Below are 16,542 nucleotides of genomic sequence, written 5' to 3'. Positions count from 1 at the left end.
TGGGGTTTGCCGAAAAGTCTACAGCAGCTTAACTATTTAGACTTTAGTCAAAACAACTTTTTCATTTTCTTTAGCGATCATCATATCAAAGAACTTCTTGAGATCAAGATATTGCTCTGGTGAAAACATACTTTTTTTGATCGCTGAATTTGCTCTTAGCTGAATTTGCTTATCTGTAGCTGTAATCTGAAAAGTAAAATGTCCTGCCTCATCAGGCAGCGCAACCTTTAAACTCTCTGGCACACTCTCTACAACATATCCTTCTGGCAAATTCACGATCACGATCTGAGACTCTTCACGAGGATAAAGAAAGTCTACAGGATATTTACGCTCCTCAGATTTAAATGGATTTTCATCAGTAATCAACTGAAACATAGGAGAAAAATAAAGCTTACCTCCTATTTCCTCAATAACATCCACTGCCTCAAAATTATATAGTGTAGAAATAGGCTTGTAAACATTCTCGTAGTCCTTAAGCTCAAAATCCTGTACTTCAATTCCCTGATAATTCTCCTCTATCATCATGATACGCTCATCATCATCTGTATCTTTATACATCGCACGCTCATGATACGCATAATTACCAGAAGCACTTTTTCTAAACTTACCAGTCGCCTTTAGATCATCATCAATGTTAACTAACACTGTAACCTTATTTTCAGCCGGCTCAGACGGTGAAAGAGAAACAAACTGCGAAGCCCCACCTTCCATGATCATTCTACCATTCCAGTTTATGATCTCGTCTTCAAGCACATTGATCGCTCCCATTTTGTTAGTTGCATCCATAAGTGCAAGTCCGCCATTTATCTTCACTCCTGCGATCACATAATTAAACCCAGTTCTCGTAGGAAACACAGGTATTCCATTACTTTTTGTACTCGTGATAACAGGATTTGCATCAAGCCCGGCGTAGCGCAACATCGCAACTAGCAAAAGATTTATATCACCAGAGTTACCTGACCCATCTTTATAGGCCTTTTTAATTCCATTTTCTGTATAAAGACCAAAACCACCATTCCAGTTCATTCTAGCTTTTGCATATTCAAATACCGCAACTGCTTTTTCTGCTGGGCTTGTGGCTTTCGCCAAAAGGGGATCAAGATCCTTCTCAAAGAATCTTCCGTTTTGCAATTCTCCACCGAAAGACTCAGATTCATAAATAGACTTAGAAACATCTTCCCAAGTCATTGCAAATGTTTGAATAGGTGACTGCGGAAACTTTGTATATGCCAACTCAAATTTGATCGAAGAAAGGTAATTATCAATATTACCGCAATATGCCTCTTCCTTTACGGCTGGTATATCTTTATCTTCTATGGTATAAACATTCTCAGTATAGCGCACTTGATCATTGCTAAACCCTGATCCTCCACCATTAGAAGAAACAAAACTCAATGTTTTAGAGCTACCTGATTCTACCACGTTTACAAAACGCCAACCTTTAGCGTGACGCTTTAAACCAAAATACTCTGGAGCATAAAGTCTAACATTTACTTTATTCACCGGTATTTCTTCTTGCAATCTTATTTCGTCAATATTCGCAAGAAACGGACTACTGATCTTATACTTATATTCAATCACAGAACCTTCTTTAATATCCGGCATAGTGAATTTGGTTATATCCAAATAATCAGTACGCTCTTCCTCAAAGATCCCGTCTTTCTTAAGTTTAGTTTCTTCTATTTTGCCATCTACTAGATTATAGGTTACCGCCTTAAGACCACTTAAACCTTCTCTTGTACCACCATCTTGATACAAGCCAATGGTTTCTGTCGCATAATCAAAGCCATCTGCATTGTAGATCTTAATACGCTCATAAACCTCTGTCTCTATCACAAAGCCTTGATTACGGTAATATTCATAGCGTATAAATTTATCTCTATACAACACAGCTGCATCAGCTTCTGGATCTAGAGGGTGTGCCTCTTCTTGTAGTTCTTCTTTAGACACCTTCCCAAAACGGTAATCTTGTGCTTGTACAGCGCTACAAGCAACAAGAAGTAATAGTAATAATAATCGCATAAATTAAGTTTTCGAATTCAACAGTACCTTCTGATTATCGTATCTGGCTATCTGTTTCCAGAATTCGCGATAATCTTCATAAAGATCAGGAGTAAATACACCAGCTCTAATAATTAAAGTCCTAGTGTATTGAAAAGTATTAGGAGATGTCTGCGTCATCTTTGCTGTATATTCACCAAACTCTGTTTTTAGGTTAACAGGCTCTGGCAAAGATTCTAGAACATATCCTTGGGGAAGGGTGTAATTAAATTCTTTTTGTGATTGTCTCTCACGTTCTATGACAAAATGTGCTTTTCTATCAGAGTATCTTGGCGGGATCATTTTACTGCCATAGTAAAACATGTTAGGCCTTAAGATAAGATCTCCGTTTATATCCGAAGCATATTTGGGCACTTCAAGATTGAGCGCTTCATTAAAAATAACTTTTTCTTGATCGTCTTTGATATAGATATCACTTACAAGCAAACCTGTAAGCATATCCCACTCATGATGATAGTTATCATTCAACTCCTTTTGATCTAAATGCGTAAGTTGAAGACCATCACCATAATCCACACCATAAGAATCTCTAACTAGCGATGCTTTTATTTGCCCAGTTTCGTCTAATGTAGCATCTACTGTGGTTTTGGTTATATTATCATCTATATCATAAACTGTTGTGTGTACTATTTCACCACCTTCAGGGGTAATGATAAACACATCACGGTCGTCTGTAAAATCTCCCATATACCCATAAGGAACTTCTTGACTTGTACACTCTAAAAAGGTATAGTCATTTTCGCCGAAAGGCAAAGCAAGAATAGCGTGATTACCTTGTATTGAGACCAGTTCTTCATCTATAGATTTTTTATCACCAGCATACAAAACGGTGTAATACGACTCTATCCCTACAGCCTCAAGAAGGTTCTTAGTGTAGTTTGTTAACGCCTTACAGTCGCCATAACTTAATCTATCAACCTCTGATGCTTTCATGGGTTTCCAGCCGCCTATCTCTATTTGTACGCTTATGTATCGCACTTTATCCTGAAGGTATTTGTAGATCGCACGTGCTTTTGCTTCATCATCTGGCAGGTCTTTTGTCATATCGCGCACAGCGTCTATTGTTGCTTGTGGTAGATCATTACTTTCGGAAACTAGATAATCGTTCATCCAACTACCGAAGGCTGCCCAATCATTAGCTTTACCATGCACGCCTTCTAGATAGAACTCCTCTAGCGCAAAACGCACACGAGGCGCTCTTGTAGTAAATGCAGGCGCCAGATATTCTGACTCAAGCGTTTTGAGATCTTTTGCGGTGTAAACTATATGCCCAGGCTCTTCAGTTTTCTCAATATCGTAGCCTTCAAAGTTTGTTTCCTTATAATTTAGCTTTATATCGGGGTTGTATATGATCTCATACGTTGAAGCCGCCGTACTGCTATCATAAGCTCCTAACGGCAACCATCCTGGGATAAAAGCTGTGGTTTTAGAAGTATATTCATAATCTAAAACCATGGTAAAAGGATAAGATGTGGGCGTATACTCTAGATACAACGCACGACTATCTGAATACAACGTACCGCCAGAAACAGCGCTCACATCTTGAAAATCACGCTTCTTAAATTTCTCGATCTCCTTACCCATTCTATTGTAGACACGTGCCTCAAGATCATTTACTTGCGTATTATTATCATAAAATACAAAAGCATCAGCATCACCTAAACCTACCTTATTATAAATGGTGATCACGCGATGCATAGTAAACTTAAGCTTACTAATGTCTGAAATATCTACCGTGATGTGTTCGTCTCGCAAAACACTATCTACGCCGTCAGAAAGATCTGAGGGAATACTAAAAACAGAATAATCGTCTTGTGCTGCACAGACGATTGAAAAATGCAGAAAAAATAAAAAACCTAAAACTCTCATAATCATGAATGGGCCTCACAATATATGAAAATCTTAATATTATCCTAAACTATTCTTTTTTTTGAGAGTCAATTATGATGGTTACAGGACCGTCATTGACTAAATCGATTTTCATGTCAGCCCCGAATACGCCTGCCTTCACAGGTTTTTGTAGCTTACGCGAAAGCGTTAAAATAAATTTTTCATAAAGTGGTATCGCAACATCCGGTTTTGCAGCATTTAAGAAAGATGGACGATTTCCTTTCTTTGTAGAAGCGTGTAGAGTGAATTGACTGATCAATAAAATCTCTCCATCCACATCTTGAACCGAAAGATTCATCAAACCATTATTATCACCAAAAATACGCATGCCAACAACCTTGTTTGCCAGCCAATCTATATCCTCTTGTGTATCGTCATTTTCAATACCCAGAAGTATCATTAATCCTTGCTCTATCACATTGTGAACTTTATTCTCAATTGTTACAGATGCACGGCTTACGCGCTGTATTACTAATCGCATGTATTAGTTTTTTCCTGATTCGTCGTTATAAATATCTCGCCTGTAGTTTTCTTCTTCTCCTTCTAAGATTTGCAAATAACTCTTGTAGCGCGACCAGTGTAATTCGTCATTTTCTAGAGCGTCTTTTACAGCGCATTTGGGCTCCTCAATGTGCAAGCAATTATTGAATTTACAATCACCCTTAAGCGCAAAGAATTCTGGGAAATAATCTCCTAATTCTTCCTTCTCAATATCTACCACACCAAAGCCTTTTATACCCGGCGTATCAATTATTCGGGCATCAAAACTTAAGTCAAACATCTCTGCAAAAGTCGTTGTATGCTGCCCTTGCATATGCTGCTCGCTTATCTCTTGTGTTTTAAGGTTAAGATCTTTTTCTACCGCGTTGATCAATGTAGATTTGCCCACGCCACTGTGCCCAGAAAACATACTGGTTTTACCCAGCATAAGTTCTTTAACTCGATCTATATTCTTACCTGTTTTCGCAGAAATGCCAACACACGTATATCCGATCTCTCTGTACATTTCTGCAAGATATTTTACCTCGCCCCACTCTTCATCATTAAGCGTATCTACTTTATTAAAAAGTAAGATCGCCTCAATATCATAAGCTTCACAAGTAACTAAAAAACGGTCTATAAAAGTGGTGAACGTTGGCGGATTATTAAGCGTGATCACGAGAAAAACCTGATCTACGTTTGCCGCGATAATATGTGTTTGCTTAGAAAGATTAACCGACTTGCGGATCACGTAATTCTTACGATCGTGAATATGTTTTATCACGCCTATCGTATCGTCGCCCGTATTCTCAAGTTCAAAATCTACTACATCGCCCACTGCCACGGGATTTGTACTTTTAATCCCCTGAATTCTAAAACGTCCTTTAATACGACATTCATAAAATTCTCCCTCATCAGTTTTCACCGTGTACCAGCTGCCCGTAGATTTATAAACTATACCTTTCAATACATGTAGAATCTTTGTTCTTGGCAAAATTACTCTAATTTGTTTTTATCTCATTTTTATCGCGGTATTCATTATTGCATTGTCATGCAAAAAGCACTATTACACGTTTAACCTTTTCGCTTTAAGCGAAATAACAACAAAAAGAATCTAGAAATAGGAATGAAATTTGCTATCTTTAAAAGAAAAAGACAATGAAAAATCTATTTACATACGCACTTGTCGCCTTATTTCTCGTAGGCTGCAAATCAAAAGACAGCATTGCAAAAGCCGAAGAAAACCAGCAAAAACAGGAGGAATTAAGAGCCTTGATCGACTCTGGCGAATATGAATTTACCGCACAATGGGCGTATCCTATGCGTAATAATTTAGTAAATCTTCCGCTTGACCCGAATCTATCTAGCGGGCAGATCAACCTTTTAGGAAATCCCAATTACATAAGAGTTAAAAATGATTCTGCACAGATCGATATGCCATTCTTTGGCGTTGCGAGAAGCGCTCCTTATGGCAAAAGCGCAAACCCTTTTGACGGGCAATTAAAAGATTATAACGTAGAAGAAAAGAAAGGAAAATTCATCATCACTTTTACCGCCAGCGACGGTTCGCAAGTTTCAAATTATACCATCACTGCTATTTCTAAAAACAGCGTAGATGTGAGTGTAAATAGTAGTTGGCGAGATAACATAAGCTATCGTGGTGAGATAAAATCTACCGAAAAAGACATGTAATAAAAAACCCGCCTTCCGGCGGGTTTTTTAATTTTTAAGCTTCTTCAAGCCTAGCAATTTTCTTCTGGTGATTAATAGATTCTGTGTGGATCGCTTTAAACACTTTAAGAATGAATTCTTCGCTTAGGTTGTGCTTTTCTCCTTCAAGGATCATCGCTCCTAAAATCTCATTCCAACGTTTAGTTTGCAGGATCGCAACGTTATTCTCAGACTTAAGTTCACCTATAGAATCGCTTATTTTCATACGCTTACCTAGGCTCTCAATAAGTTGGTGATCTATTACATCTATTTGAGTACGTAGTGTGCTTAGTTTGTTATTAAACTCTGCAGCTGTACCTTCTTCTTTACGAATTTTAAGATCGTTCATGATCTCTACAAGTCTAGCAGGTGTAATTTGCTGTTTAGCATCACTCCATGCATTGTCTGGATCATAATGAGTCTCAACCATGATACCATCGTAGTTAAGATCTAAACCTGTTTGACATAGATCAAAAATGATATCGCGACGACCAGCAATATGCGATGGATCTAAGATCAAAGGAAGATCTGGCATCTGGTTTTGCAGGTCAATAGCAAGTTGCCATTCTGGATTATTTCTGTAACGTGTTTTTTCATACGTAGAGAAACCTCTATGAATAACACCTAAGTTTTTAATATCTGCAGTATAAAGACGCTCTACAGCACCTAACCATAAAGCTAGATCAGGATTTACAGGGTTCTTCACAAGAACAACTTTATCTGTACCTTTTAATGCATCAGCAATTTCTTGAATGATAAAAGGAGAAACAGTTGTACGAGCACCTATCCAAAGGATATCTACATCATGCTTAAGCGCAAGCTCTACGTGATGTGGATTTGCAACCTCTGTAGTGGTTAACATTCCGGTTTCTTCTTTAGCCTTTTGAAGCCATTTAAGACCTAAAGCACCTACTCCCTCAAAGTTTCCTGGGCGAGTACGCGGTTTCCAGATACCAGCGCGAAGCACAGTAGCATCTGTATCTTTTAATTGATGAGCGATTTTTAGCACCTGCTCTTCAGTTTCAGCGCTACAAGGACCCGCAATCACTAGAGGGTGGTCCAGGTTCATGGCATCTAGCCAGTTTCTAAGTTCCTTCTTGTTTTCCATAGTCGTCAAATTTAAGGCTTCCGCCAAAATTATAATCCTTTAAGTATTGATTTTATGTGGTTTGTATTATGCATTTCGTTATAAACGCCTTGATAATCCTCAGATTTGAGCAAATCTTTAAAATTATTAAGGTTCTGTATGTACTCTTCTAGCGTCTCAAGAACATTCTCTCTGTTCTCTTTAAAGATAGGCGTCCAAGTAGCCGGATTACTTTTTGCCAGCCTCACGGTTGAAGCAAATCCGCTGCCTGCCATATCAAAAATATCCTTCTCGTTCTTCTCTTTATCGATCACTGTTTTACCAAGCATAAAACTGCTTATGTGTGATAAATGAGAAACATAAGCAATATGCTTATCATGAGATACAGGATCCATATATCGCAATCTCATCCCTAAACTTCTAAAAAGTTCAAGCGCTTTTTCTTGAAGTTTAAAGGCTGTTTTCTCTACCTCACAAATGATCATCGTCTTACCGTCATACAGTTTCTCGATCGCTGCAGAAGGCCCAGAAAATTCTGTTCCCGCAATGGGGTGAGCCGCAAGAAAATTTCTTCTCTTAGGATGATCTGTCAGCGTTGCACAAACACTGCCTTTAGTAGAACCCATATCTACTACAAGCGCATCTTCTCGCACTGCATCAAGCACGGGTGGTAAAAAGAGATTAGATTGATCTACCGGTATCGCAACGATCACAAGATCTGCAAGATGAATTTCTTCAAGCCCGGCAGAGTGATCGATCAAGCCTAAACCTACCGCTTCTTCAAGATTGTCTTTGCTGCTATCAATCCCAAAGATTTGACTTTCTGGCAAGACCTTCCTGATGTCACGCGCCATAGATCCACCTATCAACCCGATACCAACAATGAATATATTTTTAAACTCTTCCATAATTAAAATCTGCTTATGGCTTCCTTTATTTTTTCTTGAGGCACACACAATGAGAATCTAATGTAACCATCACCTTGCGAACCAAAAATGCTTCCCGGAGTTATAAACACACTCTTTTCTTGCAAAATGTTGTCTATAAATTCTTCTGCGTTCTCTACACCTTCCGGCAGTTTAGACCACACAAACATTCCGCTGGTGTTCTTATCGTAAGTACAGTTTAATTTTTCAGCAAGTTGCCAGATCAGCGCTCTGCGTTCTTCATACACTTTGTTGATCGCTTCAAACCATTCTTTACCTTCACTAAGCACAGCGGCGGCACCTTTTTGAATTCCGTAGAACATGCCGCTATCCATGTTACTCTTTACCTTCATGATGTCGTCTATATATTTTTTGGCTCCAGCCAAAAGTCCTACGCGCCATCCTGCCATATTAAAACTTTTACTCAACGAGTTAAGTTCTAGCGCCACATCCTTTGCTCCTTCTATTGAAAGTATTGAGATAGGATCATCATTAAGTATAAAACTGTACGGATTATCATTAATTAGCAGAATGTGATTTTCTTTGGCGAAAGCCACCAACTGCTCAAAATCTTCTTTACTCGCCTTTGCGCCGGTAGGCATGTGTGGATAATTCACCCACATGAGCTTCACATCGCTAAGGTCCTTTTCGCTTAAAGCGGAAAAATCTGGCAACCAATTATTAGAAGCATCAAGGTTGTAATACACAGGTTCTGCCTCAACCAACTTTGTTACCGATGTATACGTGGGATACCCAGGATTAGGAATAAGCACCTTATCACCTTTGTTCAAAAATGTCATGCTCACATGCATGATCCCTTCTTTAGACCCCATAAGCGGCAAGATCTCTGTATCTGCATCAAGGTCTACGCTATAGCTATTCTTATAGAAATTTGCCATCGCCTGACGCATTTCGGGCAGACCTTTATAGCTCTGATACATATGTGCAGCCCCGTGCTCTAGCGCGCTGGTTAAAGCCTCTATCACCTGTGGTGGTGGAGCCAGATCAGGACTACCTATACCCATATTGATAATAGGTTTTCCTGCTGCAATAAGACCTGCAACTTCTTTAAGCTTTCGCGAAAAGTAGTACTCCTCTGTTTGCTGCAATCTATCTGCCGTCGTTATCATTCTTTCGGTTTTTGTATTCTCCTAAAACTTCAAAGTTCTTTGCCATTATGCTAAGCAGGCTTTTTGCCTTTTCAAAATGCACGTATCTCTTGAACGTTACATCCACAAAAAATGAATATACCCAAGGTTTATCTACCACCGGCAACGACTGAATTTTTGTAAGATTCAATCTACAATCGCTCATCACGTTAAGCACTGCAGCTAGGCTACCACGCTTATGCTCTGTAAGGAATTTTATACTTGCCTTGTCTATGGTCTCACTTTCTACCCTGCCGTTATTATTCAAGACAAAAAAGCGAGTGCTATTATCTTTTATGGTCTGTATGTCATCTGCAAGGATCTCATGACCATAGATTTGTGCCGCTGTTGTGCTGGCGATCGCACCCACGCCCATACGGTTTTCATCTTTTATTTTCTTTGCTGCGCCAGCTGTATCGTCTGCTTCTACAAGTTTAATGTGTGGCCACTTTTTAAACCAATCTCTACATTGTAAAAGCGCCATAGGATGCGACCAAACTTCTGTAAGATCTTCTATATTCTGGCCGGGCAACGCCATTAAATTCTGTACAATAGGCAGGTAAAACTCGCCTTCAATGTTGAGTTTATATTCGTCTATGAGCGCGTAGTTTGGTATAATGCTTCCGGCGATGTTGTTTTCTATCGCCATCACAGCGTCTGTACTCGCACCACTAAGCAAACTATTTACCACATCCTGAAAAGAACGGCACTCGTTAACCTCAACTTTTTCTCCAAAGAATTCTTGTGCAACTCTATGGTGAAAGGAACCTTTGATCCCTTGTATAGCTACTATGTTTTTTACTTCGCTCACGAGCTTTGATTAAATAAAAAAGTCCCGATTTTTCAATCGGGACCTAAATTCTATATTACCTAGCCATATGCTATAGCGGTCCCGACTCCCTTTCGAAAAAAAAGAAGTAATAACGGTTCCAGAAATAGCGTACAGTGTACATGTTTCGTTTTGTTGAGTGGCTAAAGTAACCAAATTTGAAAAAACACCAATGTTTTTTTTAATTTTTTTAAAATGTGATCGTTTTGGCTGCAGCCAAATAGAAATAATACACAGATTATAACCCTTTCTTAAGGTTTATCTCAAATAGGTTTTAATACCTTTGAACAGCTAACAAAAGGTCATGTCTATTACTGCAACGCAAGTCACCAAAACGTATGGTGATCAAAAAGCTCTTGACAACGTATCATTTACCGTAAAAAAAGGTGAGGTTACTGGATTTTTAGGCCCCAATGGCGCCGGAAAAAGTACAATGATGCGCATTCTTACCACGTATCTCACGCCAGATAACGGTGAGACGCTAGTAAATGAGCACAATACCATTTCAGACAAAATTGCTGTTCAAAAAAGCATCGGGTATCTTCCAGAGAACAATCCGTTGTATTATGATATGTATGTGCGTGAGTATTTAAAATTTAATGCACAGATACATAAAGTAAGTAAAGCGAGAATTGACGAAGTTATTGAATTAACTGGGCTTACGCCGGAAGCGCATAAAAAGATAGGCCAATTAAGTAAAGGTTACAAACAGCGCGTAGGTCTGGCCACAGCTTTATTACACGATCCAGAAGTATTAATTCTGGATGAACCTACTACAGGACTTGACCCTAACCAACTTGTAGACATTCGTAGATTGATAAAAGACATAGGTAAAACCAAAACTGTTTTACTTAGCACCCACATCATGCAAGAAGTTGAAGCGATCTGCGACCGTGCGATCATCATAAACAAAGGCAAGATCGTAGCAGATAAAAGTCTTGCCGAAATGCATGAGGATAAAGAACAAATCCTTGTGGTAGAGTTTGATTATCGCGTAGAAGAAATCGCTTTGCAACGTTTGCCACATTTAGAGAAGATTACTAGCGTAGCCGGTTTTGCTTATGAACTAGAATTTAGCACAGAAAAAGATATGCGTCCGGTGGTTTTTGATTTTGCTCATGATAACGGACTTAAAATTTTACAACTTAACAGAAAAAACACATCGCTTGAAACCTTGTTTCAAGAACTAACTAACAGCTGATCCCCAAGCCATGACCCTGTATGTCATAACTTTTGTTTTCATTTTAATCGCCTATTTACCGCTTTTGCGCGTTGCACACTGGTCTGTAAGAATCTGGGGATTTGTGCGTGTACAAACCACAGTTTTGCAGTTTATTCTGCTCTCGCTTTTGTTGATTTTTGATTATCCCATTGCAACATGGGAATGGATCACGGCTGGAGTTCTCTTCTTGACGATGATCTTTCAGTTAGCAGTTTTTATACCTTACACAAAACACTTTCCGCGTAAGCGTAGAAAACCTAAAAGTTATGCTGATCTAAAAAAGATCACCCTCATAACTTCAAACGTGCTGCAACCTAATGACAATTATGAAAAATTCATGCAGCTAGTTCAAGATCAAAAACCAGATATGTTTCTCACCATGGAGTCTAACTCTGATTGGGAAAAAGCATTAAAACCACTTGAAAAAGATTACCCACATGTTGTGCGTGTGCCGCTTGAAAATCTGTATGGTATGCACTTGTACAGCAAATTTGAGCTTGAAGATACAGAGGTGCGATATCAGGTAGAAAAAGACATTCCGTCTATTTTTACTAAAGTAAAATACCGCCAAGGACCAAGATTAAATCTTATTTGTATTCATCCTGCGCCGCCCAGCCCCACTGAGAACGAAACTTCTAAAGAGCGTGATGCCGAACTTTTACTCACCGGTAAAGAAGTGCGCGATCTTGAGTCACCAATCATTGTTTGTGGCGATCTTAACGATGTTGTGTGGAGCAACATTTCTAGGCTATTTAAAAAAATGACAGGACTTCAAGATCCTAGAATTGGCCGCGGACTCTTCCCTAGTTACAATGCAAATTACTGGTTTATGCGTTTCCCCATAGATCAGCTTTTTTACAGCACAGATATGTACATGGAGCATATGTGCAGGTTGCCGTATTTTGGCTCAGATCATTTTGCGATGTACTATGAGATCTGGATAGACAATAAAGCAGAAGATCAAACAGATCCTGAACTTGACGAAGAGACTGAGGAAGAAATAGAAGAACGCATAGAAGAAGGTATCGTTTCGGCGATGGAGAATGAGCAAACTACCGCTTAAATTTCAGAGTAAAACATCGCAACATCTACAAAGGTTTTTCAGTGATCTAGCCTTTTTTATTTTACATGTAAAATACTAGATTTCATCTACTGCCAGCATTAAAAACCTCACTAATCAACTAGTTTAAAACCATTTAAACTCAACTCTCAATTACTTATGCAATAATATTTCGTCTTAACGAAATATTAAAAAATACCCATTAACGGGTATTGAACGCCCTCATGCTTACAGATATTTTGCATTCATCATTTATGGTTTAACCATGACGATGCTTACTAACCCACTAATATCCCAGTCATGAGACAATTTTACAACACTGCGATTTTCTGCATTTTTATGCTCGCCAGCCTGTGCGCGATCAGTCAGGAGAACGCCACAATTCAATTCACAGGCAAAGGAGAAAGCGGTTGGACAGATGACCTCAATTTATTTAAAGGTCATGAATACATAGGTTCAATCACCCAGATCAATACCATCACACATCAAGTTCCTGCTGGCAAATACATTTTTGCAGGCATTAGGTCTGGCGACAAGAAGTCGGCATCGCTGCTTCTTGAAGTTGAAGCTGATCAAGAATATTATGTTGTTGCAGACTTTGCTAAGAAGAAGTTTTTAATTCATGCGACAGACGATGAGGATCTATCTGTTGAGGCTTCCGCAAAAATCGCTCAGAACAATTTCATTGAGTTTGACGAGATGGAAAAGGAGTTTATCGAAGATGTTTTCGCAAAAAGCGTAACAAACACCATTGGCTCACCAGAAAAATATGCCAAACTTCTAGAGCCAGAAAAAGAAGAGATCATTGAGCAACCTGCAGAAGAAGAAACTGCCGTTGCAGACGCTCAAGAAAATACTGAAACTCAAGTTACAGAAAGTGAATCGATCACTGAAAACACTGCAGAAAACGCATCTATAACCACTGAAGCTGAGCAAAAAGCTAAAGAATCGCTTGCCTTGATTGAGTTTCAAAAAGCGTCAAAAAAATACACAGAGCGCCTTAAGGAATTAGAAAAAGATCCCACTGCAGATGATTATTTAGAGCAAGTAAGTAGCGCCACAAATGAGTTTATCGCTGCCAGCGAAAAATACAAAGCCACCAAAGCTGATAATACAACAACCAGCGAAGCGATCGCAACAACTGAAGAACTAGATCAACCTGAATCTACAGAAGTTGTAGCAAACACAAACAACGATCTACAAGAAAGTGCACAAGTCGTTATCGAGGCAGAAGAAACTGAAGCAATCGCTACTACCGAGCCAAAAGAGAAAACTGAAGAAGAAGAAATTGAAACTGTTGCTTCAACAGAATCTGCTGAACCTAAAATTAATACTGTGGCAGATTTTGACGCAAAAATTCTTGAAAAAGTAGGCATCTACTCGCCTCCTCTTGGCGGCTCTGTAGAAGATATGCTCAACACCACAAGAGCGTATAATGAGAACATCAAGCTAGAGATCGCAAACATGATGCAAGATCAAAGATTAGATCAAGACGCGATCAATGCAGAAGATAAAGTGACGTTCGCTCAGACCATGTTCGCTCTTGAAGAATTTCAAGAAGCATCGCTGGAGTACACCAATACGATGAATGAGATCGCTAAGAAACCTTTGGCTTTTGGTAACAACAAAAAAATGAAGATCGCTAATGAGAAATATCAAGCAGCAACTAAAAAGTATAACGAGTCTCTCAAAGCTCCTTCAACTGCTGCAATTGCTCAATCTACAAGCAGCTCATCTTCTGCCAGCAGTACTTCTTACGCCACAAAATCTGATACAGAGGTTGCAAACGATATTTCAAACAGCGTAGGTACAAATGCGCGTGCTACGTATTATTTAGATCTTTTGGCTAAAGCCAAAAAAACTGGCGTAAGTACATCGTCTGACGTTTTAAGTATCGCCACAAATTCTGTTTTAGACAATGAAGGCGAAATAGGAAAAATTAAAAATGCCGCAGACAACGAGAACGCAAACGGGCTAAAATACCGCAGAAGTTCGCTGTACACAATGATGATCAATGATGAAAATAGGGAACATTTTGGGGTGATCAGGGATGCTTTTGGCAACTCAGAACTCTCTGAAAAGTTCAACAATCACAACATAGGTCCTTATCTAATTAATGCTCCTGGAGGTCAGGATGAAGAAGATCAATCTGAAGTGATCAGTGATTATCTTAACCGCAATGGTGTTGCACGAGCGCTAGTCGCAAAATGGTTTAATCGCAACGGCAACGGAGATTTTAATATGGATCTTGTTGCTGCAAGAGGTTCTTACAACGCATCAGATCTTGATGTTAAAGTTGCTATGGGCTCTGAACGTGGCCAAGCCCTACTCGCTGATGCTGGTGAAGAATTAATAGGCAACACATTTGTGATCGTTTATGACTTTAGATATACGAACAAAGAAGAAACTGCAAAGAAAGTAGGTGGATTGCTCAATATTGTGAGTAGTGTAGCCTCTATTGCCGGCGCTGATATTATTGCAACTGCTGCAGATGGTGTTAATCTGGGAGCGCAAGTAATGGGTAAAGGATATGGTGTTAAAACCGTTTCTTACCTCTATCGCCTAGAATGGAATGAAGAAATCGCAAATGCTTTTTACAATGATTACTGGATGGACACTTCTACTCATGATGACCAGAGAAAAGTCGCTTTTGAGAATAGCGATCTCTTCAAGTTAAAATTTGTGGGTACTGAGTCTATAAAGGCTAATCTTCAATCTACTGTTTTCTCTAGTAAAAACGACAGCGATCTTATTCGAATTGCCACTATAAAAGCCCAGGATAAAGGCATAAGCACTTTACAACGCAGTTTTGAAGAATTCAGAACAAAATCTCCACTACTTACCGGTGATCCTATCACTGCAAAAATAGGCATCAAAGAAGGTCTTGAAAAAGGAGACAAGTTTGAAGTTCTAGAACAGGTTCTAGACAAGCACGGCCGCACAGAATATAAACGTGTAGGCGTGATAAAAGTTGATAAAAACGCCATTTGGGACAACTCATATTTAAACGAGGAAATCGCAGAAAACGAGTCTCAAGAAGAGTTCACCACCTTTAAAGGTAACGACGGCAAGTTTGCCTCAGGAATGCTCATACGTCAGATTAATTAAACCCTAACCATAATGAAAAGAACAATTAAAATAAGTCTTCTTCTACTCGCAATGGCTGTAAACTTTACTATCCATGCGCAGCGCAAAGCAAGAAAAGATGCTGATGAAGACACGTCACAGTGGAGATACGAGATAGAATGTGTTGAAACTGGCAAGCAAGGCACTTACCTCGTCAAGGTTTGGTCTTACTCTAAAGACAAAGAAGTCGCCATTGAGCAAGCAAAGAAAAACGCCGTTCATGGTATAATTTTTCAAGGTGTGCCTGCCGGCGAAAGAGGTTGCTTTGCGCAACCGCCACTCTCTAGAAGCTCAAATCTTGAGCAGGAAAAATCCGAATATTTCAACTCGTTTTTTGCAACCGGTGGTAAGTATCAAAAGTTCGTCTCACTTTCTACAGACGGCGCCGTGGCTGCTGGCGACCGCTTAAAGATAAGTCGCAAAGAATACAAAATAGGTGTCATTGTTTCGGTTAACAAAACGCTTTTACGCAAAGAACTAGAAGATGCAGGCATTATAAGAGGTTTATCATCTGGATTTTAAAAAAGACAATAGCATGAAAACAACAACTCTACTTTACACACTACTTATCGTGGTAGTCCTTTTGGCTTGTAAGCCAAAAGAATACATATCTGGCTATTATAGTTATGACACAGAATGTCTGGGTAAAAATCTGGATGGCACGCAGCTCGTAAAATCCTGGGGAATGGGAATGGATGTGAAAGAGGCTCGTGAAAATGCATATAAAGAAGCGCTTAGGGATGTGCTTTTTAAAGGCATTCGCAATGGCAGTAAAGAATGCAAAGTGAGTCCTTTAATTACTGAAGTTAATGCGATGCAGCGTCATGAAGAGTATTTCAATAGCTTTTTTAGCAGCAATGGTAATTACCGCGATTTCATTGAAGAGCAAAATAAAAAGCCTTTTAAAAACGAGGATAGCAATAAGAAACAAGCCTTTGGTTTTACACTGCTTATTGATATGCAAGCTCTCAAATCTCATTTACAACAAGATCAAATTTTATAA

The 16,542-nt window shown here is 39.1% G+C and carries 14 protein-coding genes; 6 read left to right on the top strand and 8 right to left on the bottom strand.

The genetic code is table 11. The annotated features are described in order from the left end of the window. Window positions 1-36: 36 nt before the first annotated feature. The 4 genes from ACZ5L8_RS16250 to rsgA are packed head-to-tail and all read right to left on the bottom strand — an operon-like array spanning window position 37 to window position 5,398. Window positions 37-2,022 carry a transglutaminase domain-containing protein gene (locus ACZ5L8_RS16250; protein ID WP_464438733.1) on the bottom strand — a complete coding sequence of 662 codons (1,986 nt, stop codon included), beginning with the start codon at window positions 2,020-2,022 and terminating at the stop codon, window positions 37-39. Window positions 2,023-2,025: 3 nt separating this feature from the next. Next, a complete protein-coding gene (locus ACZ5L8_RS16245) occupies window positions 2,026-3,930 on the bottom strand; it encodes a DUF3857 domain-containing protein (protein ID WP_464438731.1) in 1,905 nt (634 codons plus the stop codon). A 49-nt stretch (window positions 3,931-3,979) separates the two neighbouring features. Continuing rightward, the gene (gene dtd, locus ACZ5L8_RS16240; RefSeq protein ID WP_464438730.1) at window positions 3,980-4,432 is read right to left on the bottom strand and encodes a D-aminoacyl-tRNA deacylase; all 453 of its coding nucleotides are present in this window, start codon (window positions 4,430-4,432) and stop codon (window positions 3,980-3,982) included. Window positions 4,433-4,435: 3 nt separating this feature from the next. Further along, window positions 4,436-5,398: a ribosome small subunit-dependent GTPase A gene (gene rsgA, locus ACZ5L8_RS16235; RefSeq protein ID WP_464440983.1), complete on the bottom strand. Its 963-nt coding sequence runs from the start codon at window positions 5,396-5,398 to the stop codon at window positions 4,436-4,438. 191 nt (window positions 5,399-5,589) lie between these two features. Here rsgA and ACZ5L8_RS16230 point away from each other — a divergent pair, with 191 nt between their 5' ends. Then, window positions 5,590-6,123, top strand: a complete 534-nt coding sequence (locus ACZ5L8_RS16230; protein WP_464438729.1) for a DUF4251 domain-containing protein — start codon at window positions 5,590-5,592, stop codon at window positions 6,121-6,123. A 34-nt stretch (window positions 6,124-6,157) separates the two neighbouring features. Here ACZ5L8_RS16230 and ACZ5L8_RS16225 read toward each other — a convergent pair whose 3' ends face one another. The 4 genes from ACZ5L8_RS16225 to ACZ5L8_RS16210 are packed head-to-tail and all read right to left on the bottom strand — an operon-like array spanning window position 6,158 to window position 10,113. Then, complete coding sequence (locus ACZ5L8_RS16225; RefSeq protein ID WP_462599614.1) at window positions 6,158-7,249, bottom strand: chorismate mutase; 1,092 nt, start codon at window positions 7,247-7,249, stop codon at window positions 6,158-6,160. Between the two features lie 29 nt (window positions 7,250-7,278). Next, complete coding sequence (locus ACZ5L8_RS16220) at window positions 7,279-8,136, bottom strand: prephenate dehydrogenase (RefSeq protein WP_464438728.1); 858 nt, start codon at window positions 8,134-8,136, stop codon at window positions 7,279-7,281. A gap of 2 nt (window positions 8,137-8,138) precedes the next feature. Next, on the bottom strand, window positions 8,139-9,284 hold the full coding sequence (locus ACZ5L8_RS16215; RefSeq protein ID WP_464438727.1) for a pyridoxal phosphate-dependent aminotransferase: 1,146 nt from the start codon (window positions 9,282-9,284) through the stop codon (window positions 8,139-8,141). Beyond that, window positions 9,265-10,113: a prephenate dehydratase gene (locus ACZ5L8_RS16210; RefSeq protein WP_464438726.1), complete on the bottom strand. Its 849-nt coding sequence runs from the start codon at window positions 10,111-10,113 to the stop codon at window positions 9,265-9,267. The genes ACZ5L8_RS16215 and ACZ5L8_RS16210 overlap by 20 nt, the downstream gene beginning before the upstream one ends. Before the next feature lie 322 nt (window positions 10,114-10,435). Here ACZ5L8_RS16210 and gldA point away from each other — a divergent pair, with 322 nt between their 5' ends. The 5 genes from gldA (at window position 10,436) to ACZ5L8_RS16185 (ending at window position 16,542) form a co-directional block, all read left to right on the top strand. Further along, a complete protein-coding gene (gldA, locus tag ACZ5L8_RS16205) occupies window positions 10,436-11,332 on the top strand; it encodes a gliding motility-associated ABC transporter ATP-binding subunit GldA (RefSeq protein WP_464438725.1) in 897 nt (298 codons plus the stop codon). A 10-nt stretch (window positions 11,333-11,342) separates the two neighbouring features. Then, window positions 11,343-12,416, top strand: a complete 1,074-nt coding sequence (locus ACZ5L8_RS16200) for an endonuclease/exonuclease/phosphatase family protein (RefSeq protein WP_464438723.1) — start codon at window positions 11,343-11,345, stop codon at window positions 12,414-12,416. Between the two features lie 297 nt (window positions 12,417-12,713). After that, window positions 12,714-15,521: a hypothetical protein gene (locus tag ACZ5L8_RS16195; protein WP_464438722.1), complete on the top strand. Its 2,808-nt coding sequence runs from the start codon at window positions 12,714-12,716 to the stop codon at window positions 15,519-15,521. Window positions 15,522-15,533: 12 nt separating this feature from the next. Further along, the gene (locus ACZ5L8_RS16190; RefSeq protein WP_464438721.1) at window positions 15,534-16,061 is read left to right on the top strand and encodes a hypothetical protein; all 528 of its coding nucleotides are present in this window, start codon (window positions 15,534-15,536) and stop codon (window positions 16,059-16,061) included. A gap of 13 nt (window positions 16,062-16,074) precedes the next feature. Further along, window positions 16,075-16,542 (top strand): hypothetical protein, encoded by a 468-nt coding sequence (locus ACZ5L8_RS16185; protein WP_464438719.1) that lies wholly within the window; start codon window positions 16,075-16,077, stop codon window positions 16,540-16,542.

This window comes from Leeuwenhoekiella obamensis (assembly GCF_055391795.1).
Note: the sequence above shows the minus strand (reverse complement) of the source record. Positions and strands in the feature narration are given on the sequence as shown.

Bases quoted from the DNA above. Each gene is read 5' to 3' on its own strand.
- ACZ5L8_RS16200 (WP_464438723.1), top strand. From the start codon at position 11,343: ATGACCCTGTATGTCATAACTTTTGTTTTCATTTTAATCGCCTATTTA.
- ACZ5L8_RS16195 (WP_464438722.1), top strand. From the start codon at position 12,714: ATGAGACAATTTTACAACACTGCGATTTTCTGCATTTTTATGCTCGCC.
- gldA (WP_464438725.1), top strand. From the start codon at position 10,436: ATGTCTATTACTGCAACGCAAGTCACCAAAACGTATGGTGATCAAAAA.
- ACZ5L8_RS16230 (WP_464438729.1), top strand. From the start codon at position 5,590: ATGAAAAATCTATTTACATACGCACTTGTCGCCTTATTTCTCGTAGGC.
- dtd (WP_464438730.1), bottom strand. From the start codon at position 4,432: ATGCGATTAGTAATACAGCGCGTAAGCCGTGCATCTGTAACAATTGAG.
- ACZ5L8_RS16220 (WP_464438728.1), bottom strand. From the start codon at position 8,136: ATGGAAGAGTTTAAAAATATATTCATTGTTGGTATCGGGTTGATAGGT.
- ACZ5L8_RS16215 (WP_464438727.1), bottom strand. From the start codon at position 9,284: ATGATAACGACGGCAGATAGATTGCAGCAAACAGAGGAGTACTACTTT.
- ACZ5L8_RS16185 (WP_464438719.1), top strand. From the start codon at position 16,075: ATGAAAACAACAACTCTACTTTACACACTACTTATCGTGGTAGTCCTT.
- ACZ5L8_RS16190 (WP_464438721.1), top strand. From the start codon at position 15,534: ATGAAAAGAACAATTAAAATAAGTCTTCTTCTACTCGCAATGGCTGTA.
- ACZ5L8_RS16225 (WP_462599614.1), bottom strand. From the start codon at position 7,249: ATGGAAAACAAGAAGGAACTTAGAAACTGGCTAGATGCCATGAACCTG.
- ACZ5L8_RS16250 (WP_464438733.1), bottom strand. From the start codon at position 2,022: ATGCGATTATTATTACTATTACTTCTTGTTGCTTGTAGCGCTGTACAA.
- ACZ5L8_RS16245 (WP_464438731.1), bottom strand. From the start codon at position 3,930: ATGAGAGTTTTAGGTTTTTTATTTTTTCTGCATTTTTCAATCGTCTGT.